General features: G+C 66.1%; 17 protein-coding genes. 13 read left to right on the top strand and 4 right to left on the bottom strand.

From position 1 onward, the window contains the following. The 11 genes from AC1DOC_RS03355 to AC1DOC_RS03305 form a co-directional block, all read left to right on the top strand. Positions 1-1,301: chemotaxis protein CheW (locus tag AC1DOC_RS03355; protein ID WP_478129400.1), on the top strand; the 1,301-nt coding region annotated here is incomplete at its 5' end. Positions 1,302-1,337: 36 nt separating this feature from the next. Further along, positions 1,338-2,654 (top strand): EAL and HDOD domain-containing protein, encoded by a 1,317-nt coding sequence (locus AC1DOC_RS03350; protein WP_478079545.1) that lies wholly within the window; start codon positions 1,338-1,340, stop codon positions 2,652-2,654. Positions 2,655-2,666: 12 nt separating this feature from the next. Beyond that, on the top strand, positions 2,667-3,488 hold the full coding sequence (locus AC1DOC_RS03345) for a CheR family methyltransferase (protein ID WP_478079544.1): 822 nt from the start codon (positions 2,667-2,669) through the stop codon (positions 3,486-3,488). Further along, positions 3,485-4,138 carry a chemoreceptor glutamine deamidase CheD gene (cheD, locus tag AC1DOC_RS03340; RefSeq protein ID WP_478079543.1) on the top strand — a complete coding sequence of 218 codons (654 nt, stop codon included), beginning with the start codon at positions 3,485-3,487 and terminating at the stop codon, positions 4,136-4,138. Before AC1DOC_RS03345 ends, cheD begins: the two co-directional genes overlap by 4 nt. Further along, positions 4,135-5,214 (top strand): protein-glutamate methylesterase/protein-glutamine glutaminase, encoded by a 1,080-nt coding sequence (locus tag AC1DOC_RS03335; protein WP_015866926.1) that lies wholly within the window; start codon positions 4,135-4,137, stop codon positions 5,212-5,214. The genes cheD and AC1DOC_RS03335 overlap by 4 nt, the downstream gene beginning before the upstream one ends. A 29-nt stretch (positions 5,215-5,243) precedes the next feature. Further along, positions 5,244-5,639 carry a chemotaxis response regulator CheY gene (cheY, locus tag AC1DOC_RS03330; RefSeq protein WP_026284205.1) on the top strand — a complete coding sequence of 132 codons (396 nt, stop codon included), beginning with the start codon at positions 5,244-5,246 and terminating at the stop codon, positions 5,637-5,639. A gap of 1 nt (position 5,640) precedes the next feature. After that, on the top strand, positions 5,641-6,297 hold the full coding sequence (gene cheZ / locus AC1DOC_RS03325; protein ID WP_018906387.1) for a protein phosphatase CheZ: 657 nt from the start codon (positions 5,641-5,643) through the stop codon (positions 6,295-6,297). Positions 6,298-6,375: 78 nt separating this feature from the next. Beyond that, on the top strand, positions 6,376-6,915 hold the full coding sequence (locus AC1DOC_RS03320) for a nucleotidyltransferase family protein (protein WP_369664504.1): 540 nt from the start codon (positions 6,376-6,378) through the stop codon (positions 6,913-6,915). Positions 6,916-6,951: 36 nt separating this feature from the next. After that, positions 6,952-7,380 carry a GNAT family N-acetyltransferase gene (locus tag AC1DOC_RS03315; RefSeq protein ID WP_015866922.1) on the top strand — a complete coding sequence of 143 codons (429 nt, stop codon included), beginning with the start codon at positions 6,952-6,954 and terminating at the stop codon, positions 7,378-7,380. A gap of 41 nt (positions 7,381-7,421) precedes the next feature. Continuing rightward, positions 7,422-7,874, top strand: a complete 453-nt coding sequence (locus tag AC1DOC_RS03310) for a VOC family protein (protein WP_478129399.1) — start codon at positions 7,422-7,424, stop codon at positions 7,872-7,874. Between the two features lie 196 nt (positions 7,875-8,070). Further along, entirely contained in the window at positions 8,071-8,484 is a 414-nt protein-coding gene (locus AC1DOC_RS03305) for an energy transducer TonB (RefSeq protein WP_080642546.1), read from the top strand. 112 nt (positions 8,485-8,596) lie between these two features. Here the strand turns inward: AC1DOC_RS03305 and kdsA are convergent, their stop codons facing one another. Continuing rightward, positions 8,597-9,448: a 3-deoxy-8-phosphooctulonate synthase gene (gene kdsA, locus AC1DOC_RS03300; RefSeq protein WP_478079541.1), complete on the bottom strand. Its 852-nt coding sequence runs from the start codon at positions 9,446-9,448 to the stop codon at positions 8,597-8,599. Between the two features lie 269 nt (positions 9,449-9,717). On the opposite strand from kdsA, the gene AC1DOC_RS03295 reads away from it, so the two are divergent. Next, on the top strand, positions 9,718-10,197 hold the full coding sequence (locus tag AC1DOC_RS03295; protein ID WP_018906391.1) for a hypothetical protein: 480 nt from the start codon (positions 9,718-9,720) through the stop codon (positions 10,195-10,197). Positions 10,198-10,212: 15 nt separating this feature from the next. Next, positions 10,213-10,581, top strand: coding sequence for a hypothetical protein (locus AC1DOC_RS03290; RefSeq protein WP_038107915.1), 369 nt, complete (start codon positions 10,213-10,215; stop codon positions 10,579-10,581). Positions 10,582-10,652: 71 nt separating this feature from the next. Here AC1DOC_RS03290 and AC1DOC_RS03285 read toward each other — a convergent pair whose 3' ends face one another. The 3 genes from AC1DOC_RS03285 to AC1DOC_RS03275 form a co-directional block, all read right to left on the bottom strand. Beyond that, positions 10,653-11,384, bottom strand: coding sequence for an RNA polymerase sigma factor FliA (locus AC1DOC_RS03285; RefSeq protein WP_018906394.1), 732 nt, complete (start codon positions 11,382-11,384; stop codon positions 10,653-10,655). Beyond that, positions 11,359-12,261: a MinD/ParA family ATP-binding protein gene (locus AC1DOC_RS03280; protein ID WP_307595770.1), complete on the bottom strand. Its 903-nt coding sequence runs from the start codon at positions 12,259-12,261 to the stop codon at positions 11,359-11,361. Before AC1DOC_RS03280 ends, AC1DOC_RS03285 begins: the two co-directional genes overlap by 26 nt. Further along, positions 12,258-13,681: flagellar biosynthesis protein FlhF (locus tag AC1DOC_RS03275; protein ID WP_478129398.1), on the bottom strand; the 1,424-nt coding region annotated here is incomplete at its 5' end. The genes AC1DOC_RS03275 and AC1DOC_RS03280, both read right to left, overlap by 4 nt.

The following is a 13,681-nucleotide window of genomic DNA, read 5'->3' as shown; positions in this document are numbered from 1 at the left end:
CGGCACCACAGCCGGCCGCGCCGACGGCCAGCGCGGCGCCCAGGGCGGCCTCCGCTTCGGCCGCCGCAGCAGGCGCCAAGGATTCGAGTTCGATCCGCGTCGACGTGGAAAAGGTCGACCAGCTCATCAACCTGGTGGGCGAGCTGGTGATCACGCAATCGATGCTCACGCAGGCCGCCACCATGCTCGACCCGGTGGAGTGCGAGCGCTTCCTGAGCGGCCTCGGCCACCTGGAGCGCAACGCGCGCGACCTGCAGGAATCGGTGATGTCGATCCGCATGATGCCGATGGACTACGTCTTCAGCCGCTTCCCGCGCGTGATCCGCGACGTCAGCGCCAAGCTCGGCAAGGAAGTGCGGCTGGACACCTTCGGCAAGGAGACCGAGCTCGACAAGGGCCTGATCGAGCGCATCATCGACCCGCTCACGCACCTGGTGCGCAACAGCCTGGACCACGGCATCGAGACGCCCGCGCAGCGCATCGCCAAGGGCAAGGAGGCCGAAGGGCAGCTGCTGCTGTCGGCGCAGCACCATGGCGGCAACATCGTGATCGAGGTCAGCGACGACGGCGCGGGCCTGAATCGCCAGAAGATCCTTGCCAAGGCCATGCAGCAGGGCCTGCCCGTGACCGACACCATGCCCGACGACGAGGTGTGGCAGCTGATCTTCGCGCCCGGCTTCTCCACGGCCGAGCAGGTCACCGACATCTCGGGCCGCGGCGTTGGCATGGACGTGGTCAAGCGCAACATCCAGGAGATGGGCGGGCACGTGGAGATCAGCTCGCGCGAGGGCTGGGGCACCACCACCCGCATCGTGCTGCCGCTCACGCTGGCCATCCTCAACGGCATGTCGGTCAAGGTGGGCAGCGAGGCCTACATCCTGCCGCTGAGCTACGTGATCGAGTCGCTGCAGCCGCGCACCGAGCACCTGCATTCGATCACCAGCGACGGCCATGTGATCAAGGTGCGCGGCGAGTACCTGCCGCTGATCGAGCTGCACGGCGTGTTCGACGTGGCCGGCGCGCAGACCGATCCGACCCAGGGAATATTGGTGATCGTGCAGGCCGGCGAGACGCGCTTCGCGCTGCTGGTGGACGAGCTGCTCGGCCAGCACCAGGTGGTGGTCAAGAACCTGGAGACCAACTACCGCAAGGTGCCGGGCATTTCGGCCGCCACGATCCTGGGCGACGGCAGCGTGGCTTTCATCATCGACGTCGATGCCATGCCGCGCATCCAGCGCGCGCACGTGGAGCGCGCCACCGTGCTGGCCCGTGCGGCGCGCACGGAGCCGGTCGCGGCCTGACGGATACGACAGAGACAACCCCACGGAGACGATGCAATGCGTTTTGATTTTTTCCGGCGCAGCGCGGCCGAGGAAACGCCCGCAGCCGAAACGGCCCAAGGCCTGGCGATGCCGCGCAATGCAGAAGGCTTTGTGGCCTACACCTTGCTGCTCGATGCGCACAAGCGCGTCGCAGGCTACAGGCTCGCCTGGCGCGCGGCCGCCAGGCCCGAAGAAGCGCCGGATGCGATCAGCCAGTTCAAGTCGCTCGTGGCCTGCGTGACCGAGCACCTCAACCCGCCGGACACGCCATGGCGGCTGGGGCGCAGCGAACTGTTCTTCGACGTGAATGCCGAATTGCTGGCGCTGGGCGCGCTGCAGTCGCTGCCGCCCGAGTACACCGTGCTGTGCGTGGAGCTCGGCGACCTCGCCAACGAGGCGCTGCGGCCGATATTGCACTTCCTGCACGAGCAGGGGTTCAGCTTCATGCTGTGCCGCGCCAAGGCCTTGCCCGAAGATCCCGAACTGCTCGGCCTGGTGAGCCATTTCGACGTGGGTGCCGGCGATCCCCTGCTGGTGGCGGCCGCGCGCGGCAAGGAGCTGCCCGACCACATGCCGATCCAGCCGATCGCCACGCGCATGGCCTCGTGGAAAGACTTCGAAGCCTGCGCCGTACGCCGCGTCGACGTGTTCGCCGACGCGAGCTGCGGCCTGCCGCCGCCGCCTGCGGCGAGCACCGGCAGCCATGCGCTGCAGCCCGAATCGGTGCTGATCATGCGGCTCTTGCAGATGATCCAGCGCAACGAGGACCTGCGCGAGATCGAGGCCGCCCTCAAGCGCGATGCCGCGCTCACCTACCGGCTGCTGCGCCACATGAACTCGCCGGCCGTGGGTGCCGGTGTCGAGATCCATTCGCTGCACCATGCGGTGACGATGCTCGGCTATTCGCCGCTGTTCCGCTGGCTCTCGCTGCTGCTGGCCACCAGCAACCCCATGGGCAGCCCGCCCTTCATGATGAAGAAGGCCATCATGCGCGGCCGCTTCGTCGAGCTGATGGGCGAGATCATGCTGCCGCGGGGCGAGTCGGACAACCTGTTCGTGGTCGGCATGTTCTCGCTGATCGACCAGCTGCTGGGCATCCCGATGCAGGAGGTGCTCAACAAGGTGCAGCTGTCCGACTCGGTCCAGCAGGCCATCCTCACGCGCGGCGGCGTGTACGGCCCCTTTCTCTCGCTGGCCGAGGCCTGCGAGCTGGACACCGGCGAGGCGGCGCGCCTGGCGGAGGCGCTGCTCCTGAGCGCGAGCCAGGTGAATGCCGCGCATTTGTCGGCACTGGCCTGGTCGCAGGACGTGATCCCGGCCGAAGCCGCCTAGCGAGATGCGCGCATGACTTCCGAATTCCTTTTCACCGACGGCGATTTTTCGCGCATTCGCACGCTCATCCACCGGCGCGCCGGCATCGCGCTGGGCGAGCACAAGCGGCAGATGGTGTACAGCCGGCTCTCGCGCCGGTTGCGCGAGCTCGGGCTGCCCGAATTCTCGGCCTACCTGGCCATGCTGGAAGACAGCCGCGACGGCCAGGAGTGGCAGCTGTTCATCAACTCGCTGACCACCAACCTGACCTCGTTCTTCCGCGAGGCGCACCACTTTCCGGTGCTTGCGGAGCTGGCGCGCAAGTGCAGCCAGCCGCCCACCGTCTGGTGCGCGGCCGCATCGACCGGCGAAGAACCTTATTCGATCGCGATCACGCTGATGGAGGCGCTTGGCGAGCGTGCGAGCGCTGCGCGCGTGATTGCCACCGACATCGACACCGCGGTGCTGGCCCGCGCGTCGGCCGGCGTCTTCACGATGGAGCAGGTCAACCGCATGTCCACCGAGCGCCTGCGGCGCTTCTTCAACAAGGGCACCGGCGCGAACGCCGGCAAGGTGCGGGTGCGTCCCGAGGTGGCCGCCATGGTCAAGTTCTCGCGGCTCAACCTGCTCGATGCGTCGTGGCCCGTGAAGGAGCCGGTGGATGCGATCTTCTGCCGCAACGTGATGATCTATTTCGACAAGCCCACGCAGAAGAAGCTGCTCGACCGCTTCATGCCGCTGCTCAAGCCGAACGGGCTGCTGTTCGCAGGGCATTCGGAGAACGCCTCGCTGGTCAACCAGAGCTTCAAGACGGTCGGGCAGACGGTGTACGCACTGGGCAAGGCGCGTACATGAACACGAATGCGAACACGAATCTTGCTGCGCAGAAGGGCTTCCTGCCCGCGGCCGTGCCGGGTTCGGTGGCCACGCACCACTACTTCGACCGCGACTTCGATTGCGCCGCGGTCAAGCTGCTGCCGGCGGAGTACTACGTGACCGATGCCGGTGTGCTGTTGACCACTGTGCTGGGCTCCTGCGTGGCGGCCTGCATCACCGACGTGGAGGCGGGCGTGGCCGGCATGAACCACTTCATGCTGCCCGACGACGCCGAGGCGGGCTCGCGCGAACAGGCCGGCGCCATGCGCTACGGCGCGCATGCGATGGACGTGCTGATCGCCGAGCTGCTGCGCGCGGGCGCGCGCCGCGAGCGGCTCAAGGCCAAGGTCTTTGGCGGCGCCGCGGTGCTGGCGAACATGACCATGCTCAACATCGGCGGGCGCAATGCCGACTTTGTCCTGCGCTACCTCGAGAAGCAGCGCATCGCCATTGCCGCGCAGGACCTGCGCGGCCTGCATGCGCGCCGCGTGTGCCTGCTGCCGGAGAGCGGCAAGGCCGTGGTGCGCAAGCTGCGCGCGCCGGTCGACATCCAGGCGGTCCAGCGCGACGAGGGCGAACTGCTGCGCAAATGGTCCGCCGCATATGGCAAGGGAAGCTGGATCGCATGAAGAAAATCAAGGTACTTTGCGTCGACGACTCGGCGCTGATCCGCAGCGTGATGACCGAGATCATCAACAGCCAGGCCGACATGACGGTGGTCGGCACCGCGGCCGATCCGCTGCAGGCGCGCGACCTCATCAAGGTGACGAACCCCGACGTGCTCACGCTCGACGTCGAGATGCCACGCATGGACGGCCTCGAATTTCTCGAGAAGCTCATGCGCCTGCGGCCGATGCCGGTGGTCATGGTGTCGTCGCTGACCGAGCGCGGCTCGGAGATTGCGCTGCGCGCGCTGGAGCTGGGCGCGATCGATTTCGTGACCAAGCCGCGGCTCGGCGTGCGCGACGGCCTGCTGCAATACACCGAGCTCATCGCCGGCAAGATCCGCACGGCCGCCGCGGCGCGGCTGCTGCCGGGCCGGCACGGCGCCTCGGCCAAGAGTGCGGGCGAAAACCCGCAGGAGCCGCTGCTGCGCAGCCCGCTCCTGAGCACCGAGAAGCTCATCATCATCGGCGCCTCCACCGGCGGCACCGAGGCCATCCGCGAGGTGCTGCTGCCGCTGCCGCCCGACGCGCCCGCGGTGCTCATCGCGCAGCACATGCCGGCCGGCTTCACGCGCTCGTTCGCGCAGCGCCTGAACGGCCTGTGCCGCATCACCGTGAAGGAAGCCGAGCATGGCGAACGCGTGCTGCCGGGCTACGCCTACATCGCGCCCGGCGGCTTTCACCTGTCGCTCGGGCGAAGCGGCGCCAACTACGTGGCGCAGCTCGACCAGGAGCCGCCGGTGAACCGCCACCGCCCCTCGATCGACGTGCTGTTCGACTCGGCCGCCAGGCACGCCGGCAAGAACGCGATCGGAATGATCCTCACGGGCATGGGCCGGGACGGCGCCGAAGGCCTGCTGCGCATGAAGCAGGCCGGTGCCTACACCTTTGCGCAGGACGAGGCCAGCTGCGTGGTCTTCGGCATGCCGCGCGAGGCCATCGCCTTGGGCGCGGCCGATGAAGTGGCGCCGCTGGCAGAGATGGGGCGCCGCGTGCTGGCCCATCTGCGCACCTTCGGCGAACGCACGAACCGGGTTTGAAAACGAACTGTTGGAGTTGAAGAATCGTGATTGACAAGAGCATCAAAATTTTGGTCGTGGACGACTTCCCGACCATGCGGCGCATCGTGCGCAACCTGCTGAAGGAACTCGAGTTCCTCAACGTCGACGAGGCCGAGGACGGCGCGGCCGGCATCGAGAAGCTGCGCGGCGGCAACTTCGGCTTTGTGGTGTCGGACTGGAACATGCCCAACATGGACGGCCTCACCATGCTGCAGACCATCCGCGCCGACCCCGAGCTGGCCAAGCTGCCGGTGCTGATGGTCACGGCCGAGGCCAAGAAGGAGAACATCATCGCGGCCGCGCAGGCCGGCGCCAACGGCTACGTGGTCAAGCCCTTCACGGCGGCCACGCTCGAGGAAAAGATCACCAAGATCTTCGAGAAGCTCCAGAAAGAGGCGGCCTGACATGACACACGCTGCGCTCGAACCCGCGGAGCACGGGAACACGGCCGAAGAGTTGCTCGGGCGCATCGGGCACCTGACCCGGCAATTGCGCGAAGGCCTGCGCGAACTGGGGCTGGACAAGCAGGTCGCCAAGGCCGCGCAGGCCATTCCCGATGCGCGCGATCGCCTGGGCTACATCGCCTCCATGACCGAGCGGGCGGCGCACCGTGCGCTCAACGCCATCGACCTGGCCCAGCCGCTGCAGGAAGACCTTGCAAGCAACGCCAAGGGCCTGAGCCGGCGCTGGGACGAATGGTTTGCGAACCCGGTCGAGCTGGACCATGCACGTCAGCTCGTGATGGACACGCGCGGCTACCTGCAGGACGTGCCGCAGAAGGCCGGCGCCATCAACACGCAGCTGATCGAGATCCTGATGGCGCAGGACTTCCAGGACCTCACGGGCCAGGTCATCAAGAAGATGATGGAAGTGGTCAACGACGTCGAGACGCAGCTGCTGCAGGTGCTGATCGACAACTCGCACCTCGACAAGCACGCCGAGAAGCGCCACGAGGCCGAAGCCGGCAGCCTGCAGAACGGCCCGCAGGTGGTGCCCGGCAACCCGGAGGCCGTCACGGGCCAGGCGCAGGTCGACGACCTGCTGGAGAGCCTCGGGTTCTGAGGCTGCGCGGGGCGGCCGGCTTACCATCGGGGCATGACTTCCAGCCCCAAGGCAGACCATGTGCAGAGGCTTGCCGCCATGGTGGCCGCATCGGACGAGTTGATGGCCGCACTGCGGGCGGTCCGCTCGCTCGGGCTGCGGTCCTGGTGCATTGGCGCCGGCGCGATCCGGTCCCTGGTGTGGGACACCCTTCACGGGTTCGAGCGGCGCTCGGCCGTCGAAGACCTGGATGTCGTCTACTTCGACGTGGAGGCCAGTCCGGAGCAGGATGCCGGCCTTGAAAACCAGCTTCGTTCGGCCATGCCAGGCTTCAATTGGGAAGTGACGAATCAGGCCGGCGTGCACCGCTGGTTCGCCGCCGCCCTCGGCCAGGTGGTGCCTCCTCTCGCGTCGCTGGAAGAAGGCGTTGCAACCTGGCCGGAATTTGCCACCTGCGTCGGTGTCTGGCTGAACGAGGACGGATCGCTGGGCGTCGTCGCGCCGCATGGACTCGACGACCTGTTCGCGCTGCGCGTCCGGCACAACCCCCTGCGTGCAAGCCTTGCGACCTACCGGCAGCGGGTTGCGGCAAAACGGTTCGGCGAGCGATGGCCGCGGCTTTTGGTCGAGATGGGCTGAAGGGACAGAATGCGGCCAGCAGCCGGCTTTCCACCCATGAGCAACTTCGAGATCTACACCCCCACGGCCGAGGAAGTGCACTCGGGCGAATTGGGTCGCCGCATGCGGCAGTTCAACTACCGGTTTGTCGGCGAATACGGACAGGTGCAGCCGGTCTGGGTCAGCGCGAAGGACCAGGACGGCGCGCTCGTAGGTGGCCTGCGCGGGTTTGTATTCCTGCAATGGCTGAACGTGGAGTTGCTGTTTGTGGACGATGCAGCGAGGCGCCAGGGCGTGGGCCGCAGGCTGCTCGCCATGGCAGAACACAAAGCCCGCGAGCTGGGCGCCCGCAACGCGACGCTGAACACATTCGAATGGCAGGCCCGCGCGTTCTACCTCAAGCAGGGATACGAAGAGTTCGGGCGCATCGACGACTACATTCAGGGCTTCTACATGGCGTACATGAAGAAAGCGCTGGAACCATAGCGGCTCCGAACGCCTGCATTCAAAGTCAGGAGAGGAAGGATATGACGCTTAAACGCATGGACAACGTCCTTATCGTTGTCGACGACCTTGAAGCGACCAAGGCGTTCTTCATCGAACTGGGCCTCAAGCTCGAGGGCGAAACGACGGTGGAAGGGCCCCTGGTCGGACAACTGATCGGGCTCAAGGATGTCCGCGCCACCCTGGCGATGTTGCGGACGCCCGATGGACAGGGCATCGAGCTGGACAAGTTCCACACGCCCAATGCGATCAGGTTCGGTCCTGTGAATCAACCGGTGAACACGCTGGGCATCCGCCGCATCATGTTCGCGGTCGATGACATCGACAGCGTCGTCGCGCGCATGCGCGCCCATGGGGCCGAGATCATCGGCGAAATGCRGTATGGAGACAGCTACCGGCTGGCCTACATTCGCGGGCCAGAGGGCATCATCGTCGGGCTTGCCGAGCAGCTTGGTGGAGGCGGGGCTGGCGCATAGACCTGCCATCAAGCGGCCGCCAACGTCAGGTGCCGTTTGAATGTAGATGAGCGCCACGTATATGGATGGGGTGATCGTCTGGCGGTGTGAGGCGTGCAAACCGGTCCGCATCGCACGCGATTCTCAGAGCGGGTAGCCGTCAGCTAACGAGCCGCGTTCAGCCAAGTGCCAACACTCAGATAACGAACACAGAAACATGCATATGAGAATTCTTGCGGTTGCTGCGCTTTTATGTTGCGCGATCGGCATAGAAGGTTGCGCCTCTTCCAGCGCGACCGACGCGTGGCCAGACAAGACCGTGTCGCCGAGCCAGCTTCGCTTGGCCGAGCCACTGCAACTCAGAATGCCCCGGCAAAACACGAATGACCCGATGCCTAACGGAACCGCTGTGCTGCGGGTGCACGTGGACGAGCGCGGCACTGTGCGCAAAACATCGCTGGTCACCAGCAGCGGCAGCGCCGTGCTCGATAGCGCAGCAGCGCGAGCGCTCGTTGGTGCCAAGTTCATTCCCTACCGCGAGGCAGGAGCGACGATACCGGTCACCACGTTGTTACCAATCAACGTCAAGGCTTCTGCGCAATGCCGGGGCCTCAGCCCGTTGGACTGTTGAGGAGCTGGCGTGGCATTTGATGGCAGGCGGTGTCTTGAACCTGCTCACGGTTCGAACTTGCCCGTTGATGGTTAGCTTTCCAATGCGGATCCATCGGATTGCGATGCATCGCTCAGGCGCGGATATGCAGGGGCGTGAACGATTTCACCAAGTCGTCCAATGCCTTCAACTGCGCCAGAAAAAGCTCCAGCTGGTCCAGCGGCAGAGCGCTGGGACCGTCGCATTTAGCCTGCGCTGGGTCAGGATGAGCTTCAAGAAAGAGGCCCGCCAAACCTACGGCCAGGCCCGCGCGCGCCAGTTCAGCCACTTGCTCCCGTCTCCCGCCAGAGACGGCGGCGTTCGCGTCACGTTGCTGGAGGGCATGGGTAACGTCGAAGATGACCGGCAGATTCCCGGTGACCTTCTTCATCGCACCGAATCCAAGCATGTCCACCACAAGATTGTCGTAGCCGAAACAAGTGCCACGGTCGCACAGGATGACGGGGGAGCTTCCTGCCTCCCTGATTTTCTCCACGATGTTGAGCACCTGCGGCGGGCTCAGGAACTGAGGTTTCTTGACGTTGATGACTTTGCCGGTCTTGGCAAGCGCGACCACCAAGTCGGTCTGGCGAGCGAGAAACGCAGGTAGCTGTAAAACGTCCACGACTTCGGCAACAGGATCTGCCTGCCACGGTTCGTGAACGTCGGTGAGAAGAGGCACGCCGAACTCCGCCTTGACGGCCTCGAAGATTTTCAAGCCCTCTTCCAATCCGGGCCCTCGGAAGGAATGGATAGACGAGCGATTCGCCTTGTCGAAACTTGCCTTGAAAACATATGGGATGCCAAGCTTCCGCGTGACTCGGACGTATTCCGCCGCAGTACGCAGGGCCATGTCCTTCGACTCGAGTACGTTCACGCCGCCAAACAGGACAAAGCCCTGGCCGTTGCTGACGTCGATTGCGGGGGTGATGGCGATGGTCGTCAAGAAAAGTTCTCCTGTAGTGCTGTCAACATTCTCGCGCTCTGAGGGCGCCCACAAAATCACGCTTTTGGCCCCAATGGCTGCAGTCGCCAGAGTCGGACCTTCCGGCCCATCGCCTTGTGAATATCATCGGGCCATGGCGATATCTGCGTGTGCTGTCAAAGCGCCTTCGGTCGAACCGTCGGTGGTCGACCTTCTGCAGCGTTTTGACGCGAATGGGGCCCCGTGATCGAAGCGGCTAAATCCTCGATCCGCGGGCCAAGCACTGTCCAATGACCAACAAAGCGATCTACGTATCCCCAATGCAAGAAACCTACATTCGCTTCGCGCCGGTCAGGGATGTGGTTGCTCCATGCGCTTACATCGTGCTGTGCACGGAACCCGGTGGTCACACGGTCCGACTCAGTTTTTCGAACATTCGCGGCGCTTCAGCGCGGGATCTCCTGGTCCGCTTTGATAGCGTCATGGCTTGCATGTCCCACACCGAGTTCGCCCACCCATGGGAGGCGACGCCGACAGCCGAGATTCCCCGGCTTGAGGGAAGATGGGACGGCTACGCATTCCCGCTCTTGGAGGTCAAGAACTCGCAGTGGTTGGCGTCATTCACAGACTTCCAGACCATTGGGCTAGCGCGAAGCATGCCGCGTCACTTTCGGTTTGTGAGTCTCGACAATGTGGTCGACCTGTTGATGTACGGCGATGGCGCTGTGACGGCAGAATGGATAGTCGCTACACCGCAGAACGCCCCATAGCCTGCCGGATTTGTCATGTCAGAACTTGTGTGGGAGCCAGTCGAATTCCTTGAACTTCTCGGAGTAGCTCCAGATGAAGAAGAGTACGGGGTCTCGTTTCACTATGTTGTTCATCGTCAAGAACTACGCCTTGAGCTAACGGTGCGGCCGATGAGCGGCGACGTTGCCGTCAGTGTTTATTGTTCAACGCAGCTTCAACCGGTTATTCATCTAAGCCTGTTGGGCTGTCCCGGCGCCAGGGTCATCAATGACAAGCGCGGGAGATTCATTGAGTTCGCGGCTGCGAACCTGTTTACTGGCCGCTTCGACAACACCGTCCCAGCGCCATATGGTTTTAGAGTCCAGGCCGACCCGTTTGTGCAGGTCTCGCCGTACGCCTACTGATACGGTCGGGCAGTGCGACCTCTCACGCCGGCGAGAATCCGTTTCGGAGCGCTCCGCGCCCGGTCCGACCCCTAAAGCGAATCCTTCAACTTCGCCCGCAACCTGCTGATCGCCTGGCTGTGCAGCTGGCACACGCGCGACTGGGTCACTTCCAGGATCGCGCCGATCTCGCGCAGGTTCAGCTCTTCCTCGTAGTACAGGTTCAGCAGCAGCTGGTCGCGTTCGGGCAGCGCGGCAATCGCGTCGACGAGCTCATGGCGGAAACCCGCTTCGAGCAGCTGCGCGAGCGGATCGTCGTCGCCGAGCCGGGCGTCGTTGTGCGCCTGCCGTTCGAGCCAAGGGTTTTCGGCCTCACCATCCTGTGCAAAGTCTTCCACGTAGAGCAGTTGGCAGCCCTGGATGTCCTGCAGCAGCGACTGGTAGTCGTCCAGCTCCATCTTCAGTTCCCGGGCGATCTCTCCTTCGCTGGCGGAGCGGCCGAGCCGGTGCTCCAGTGCCTGGATGGCCTGTTCGACCTTGCGCGCCGACTGGCGCAGGCCGCGCGAGCCCCAGTCGCTCGCGCGCAGTTCGTCGAGCATGGCGCCGCGGATGCGCTGGCTGGCGAAGGTCTCGAACTGCGCGCCGCGGTTGTCCTGGTAGCGCGTGGAGGCGTCGAGCAGGCCGATCATGCCGGCCTGGATCAGGTCGTCGAGCTCCACGCTGGCGGGCAGCTTGGCCAGCATCTGGAGCGCCATGCGGCGCACCATCGGCTGGTGCTGCTTCAGCAGGTGGGACTTCTCAAAGGTTCCCTGCGCGGTGTACACGGCCGTCCCTTTCGTCTTCCGTCTCTTGCTCTTGTGCCGCCACGGGCTCCGATGCCAGCGCCTCGGGCCGCCAGAGCGCGGTCCGGGTGTCCTGCGGCCGCACGGCCGGACGCCAGGGCCACTGCGCAACAGCGGCGGCAATGACGCGGAAATCGACCGCCGCCGGGCTGGCCGGGAAGGCCTCGACCACGGTGCGGGCGAGGCGCCTGGCATCGGCCATGTGCGGGTCGGCGCGGACCCAGCCGGCCGGCTGTATGGAAACCGCCAGGTAGCGGCTGCCGGTGTCGACCAGGTTGGCCATGGTCTGGCGCGCGGCCTCGGGGTCGGCCACGCCATTGACCAGCAGTCGAAGCTGCCTGAGCGCGTGCGCGTAGTGCAGCCGCTTGATGCCCGAATAGGTGGCGGTGATGGAGGCCGGGTGGGGCTGCAGCACCACCACCAGCTCGTCCGCCAGCCGCGCGAGCGGCGACAGGTTGCCGACGGCGTCGAGCGCCGCGTCGACCAGGATCATGCTGCCGTCCCACATCAGGCGCGGGTCGGTGTGGTCGGGTTGGCCGCCGAGCGGTGCCGGCAGCACGTGCACGCCGCACTCGGTGCGCGCGGCGGCGCCCTCGCAGGTCAGCCGCTGCGAGGCGACGTCGGCCAGCGTTCCAAGCGGGTCGGCGGCCCATGCGGCGCACGCCGTATCCGGCCCTGGCCCGTGCTCGTCGAGCAGCAGCACGTCCTTGCCCATGTGGGCCAGCGCGGCGCCCAGGTTCATGGCCGCCGTGGTGGCGCCGGGGCGGTTGCCCATGCTTGCGATCGCGATGATGCGCGCCGACGACTGCGCAAGCAGCCGCCGCAGCCCATCGGCTTGATCCGACACCAGCTTGCTCACGTGTCCAGCGCCTCCAGCAGGAAGAACAGCTTGCCCACGCCGGCATACAGCACGTTGCCCGACACGGGGCGGCCGGGCCGCGCGGGCCGGCCGGTCAGCTGCGACAGCAGCGCGCGGGTGCGGCCGGCCCAGTCGCCGCCAGCCTGCTGCAGGCGCCAGACGGTGGTGGTCACCTGGCCGGCGATGAGCAGGCGCTTCATCATGTGCGGATCGCCCGCCTCGCCAAGCCCGCCCAGCACCGAGAGGCCCTGGCGCAGCAGGCGCAGGCAGGGCTCGGCCTCGGCGGCCCAGCTTTGCCATTGCGCGAGTTGCTGCGGCCCGATGTCGCGGCCGATGTTGGTGAGCGCATAGCTCTGCGCCAGCACCTTGTGGCTGCGCGCATCGGTCAGGCGCGTGGCAATGCAGCGCAGGCCGGGCAGGCCGCCGTCGGTGCGCAGCGTGACGCGGGCCTCGGCCACCGATTGCAGCGCGGCCCGGCCCTTGAAGACCACGGCGCGCGCCTCGCCAAAATTGAAGTCCAGGCCGGTCAGCGTGGCGTATTCGCCGGTGCGCGGATCGGTCACGGCCGTGGAGCCCGGCGCGCGCGCCATCCATTGCTGGCGCTGCACCTGCCACTGCAGCATGAGCTCGGCCGCGGGCAGCCGCGTCAGCATGTGCACCACGGCCTTGCCGAAGTCCTGCTGGCGCAGCCACTGCACCTGCCGCACGCCGGGCTTGCGCGTGGGGTCGGTGGCGCTGCGGGTCGCGGCGGTGGAAAGCCACTGGTTGGGCGCCGCGAGCGGCTGTCCGCCGCGGTCGGACAGGAGCAGGCTGCCCTGGCACTGGTAGGCGTCGCCGCCTTCGTCGGACTTGAGGCCGACCTGGCCGCTGAGCGCCAGCACGTGGGTGTCGCAGCTTGCGGCAATCTCGCTCGCGGCATGCGCCATGAGCGCCTGCAGCACCGCCTTGTGGCCGACGTCCTCGTCGGCGGCCATCCGCCAGAGCGCGCGCGCCTGCTCGAAGCCCAGCGGCGCGGCCGCGAGTGCCGACGCCGCGGCGGCCACTTCCTGCGCGTCGTGCGCCATGGCGCGGATCAGCTGCCGGTACTGCAGCCGCTGGCGTTCGGCCTCTGCGTGGGCCGCGGAAGCCTCGGCATTTGCCGATCCGTCCTGCAGGTCGCCTTCGCCGGGCACGAACAGCGCGCTGCGGCTGTTGGCCTGGAACGCGCTGTCCACCAGTTGGGCGCGGTCGGCGCGCATCAGGTTCTCGGGCACCTTCTGGCCGCTCGAGACGTAGTGCACCGGCAGGCGGTGGCGGATCACGGTGTCGATCAGCGCGCCGGGGTGCGTGGCCTCGTCGACCTTGGTGAAGATGCAGCCCGCGAGATCGCTGCCGCTGCCGTGGCGGTAGGCATGCACCACCTCGTTGAGCGTGTCGCCGT

Source organism: Variovorax sp. 01T439_2, from assembly GCF_056398445.1.
The sequence above is the reverse complement of the archived record's forward strand: the minus strand, read 5'-3'. Positions and strand labels throughout refer to the sequence as shown.

Coding starts and splice junctions, on each gene's coding strand:
- AC1DOC_RS03350 (WP_478079545.1), top strand. CDS start 1,338: ATGCGTTTTGATTTTTTCCGGCGCAGCGCGGCCGAGGAAACGCCCGCA.
- AC1DOC_RS03345 (WP_478079544.1), top strand. CDS start 2,667: ATGACTTCCGAATTCCTTTTCACCGACGGCGATTTTTCGCGCATTCGC.
- cheD (WP_478079543.1), top strand. CDS start 3,485: ATGAACACGAATGCGAACACGAATCTTGCTGCGCAGAAGGGCTTCCTG.
- AC1DOC_RS03335 (WP_015866926.1), top strand. CDS start 4,135: ATGAAGAAAATCAAGGTACTTTGCGTCGACGACTCGGCGCTGATCCGC.
- cheZ (WP_018906387.1), top strand. CDS start 5,641: ATGACACACGCTGCGCTCGAACCCGCGGAGCACGGGAACACGGCCGAA.
- AC1DOC_RS03320 (WP_369664504.1), top strand. CDS start 6,376: ATGGTGGCCGCATCGGACGAGTTGATGGCCGCACTGCGGGCGGTCCGC.
- AC1DOC_RS03315 (WP_015866922.1), top strand. CDS start 6,952: ATGAGCAACTTCGAGATCTACACCCCCACGGCCGAGGAAGTGCACTCG.
- AC1DOC_RS03305 (WP_080642546.1), top strand. CDS start 8,071: ATGCATATGAGAATTCTTGCGGTTGCTGCGCTTTTATGTTGCGCGATC.
- AC1DOC_RS03295 (WP_018906391.1), top strand. CDS start 9,718: ATGACCAACAAAGCGATCTACGTATCCCCAATGCAAGAAACCTACATT.
- AC1DOC_RS03290 (WP_038107915.1), top strand. CDS start 10,213: ATGTCAGAACTTGTGTGGGAGCCAGTCGAATTCCTTGAACTTCTCGGA.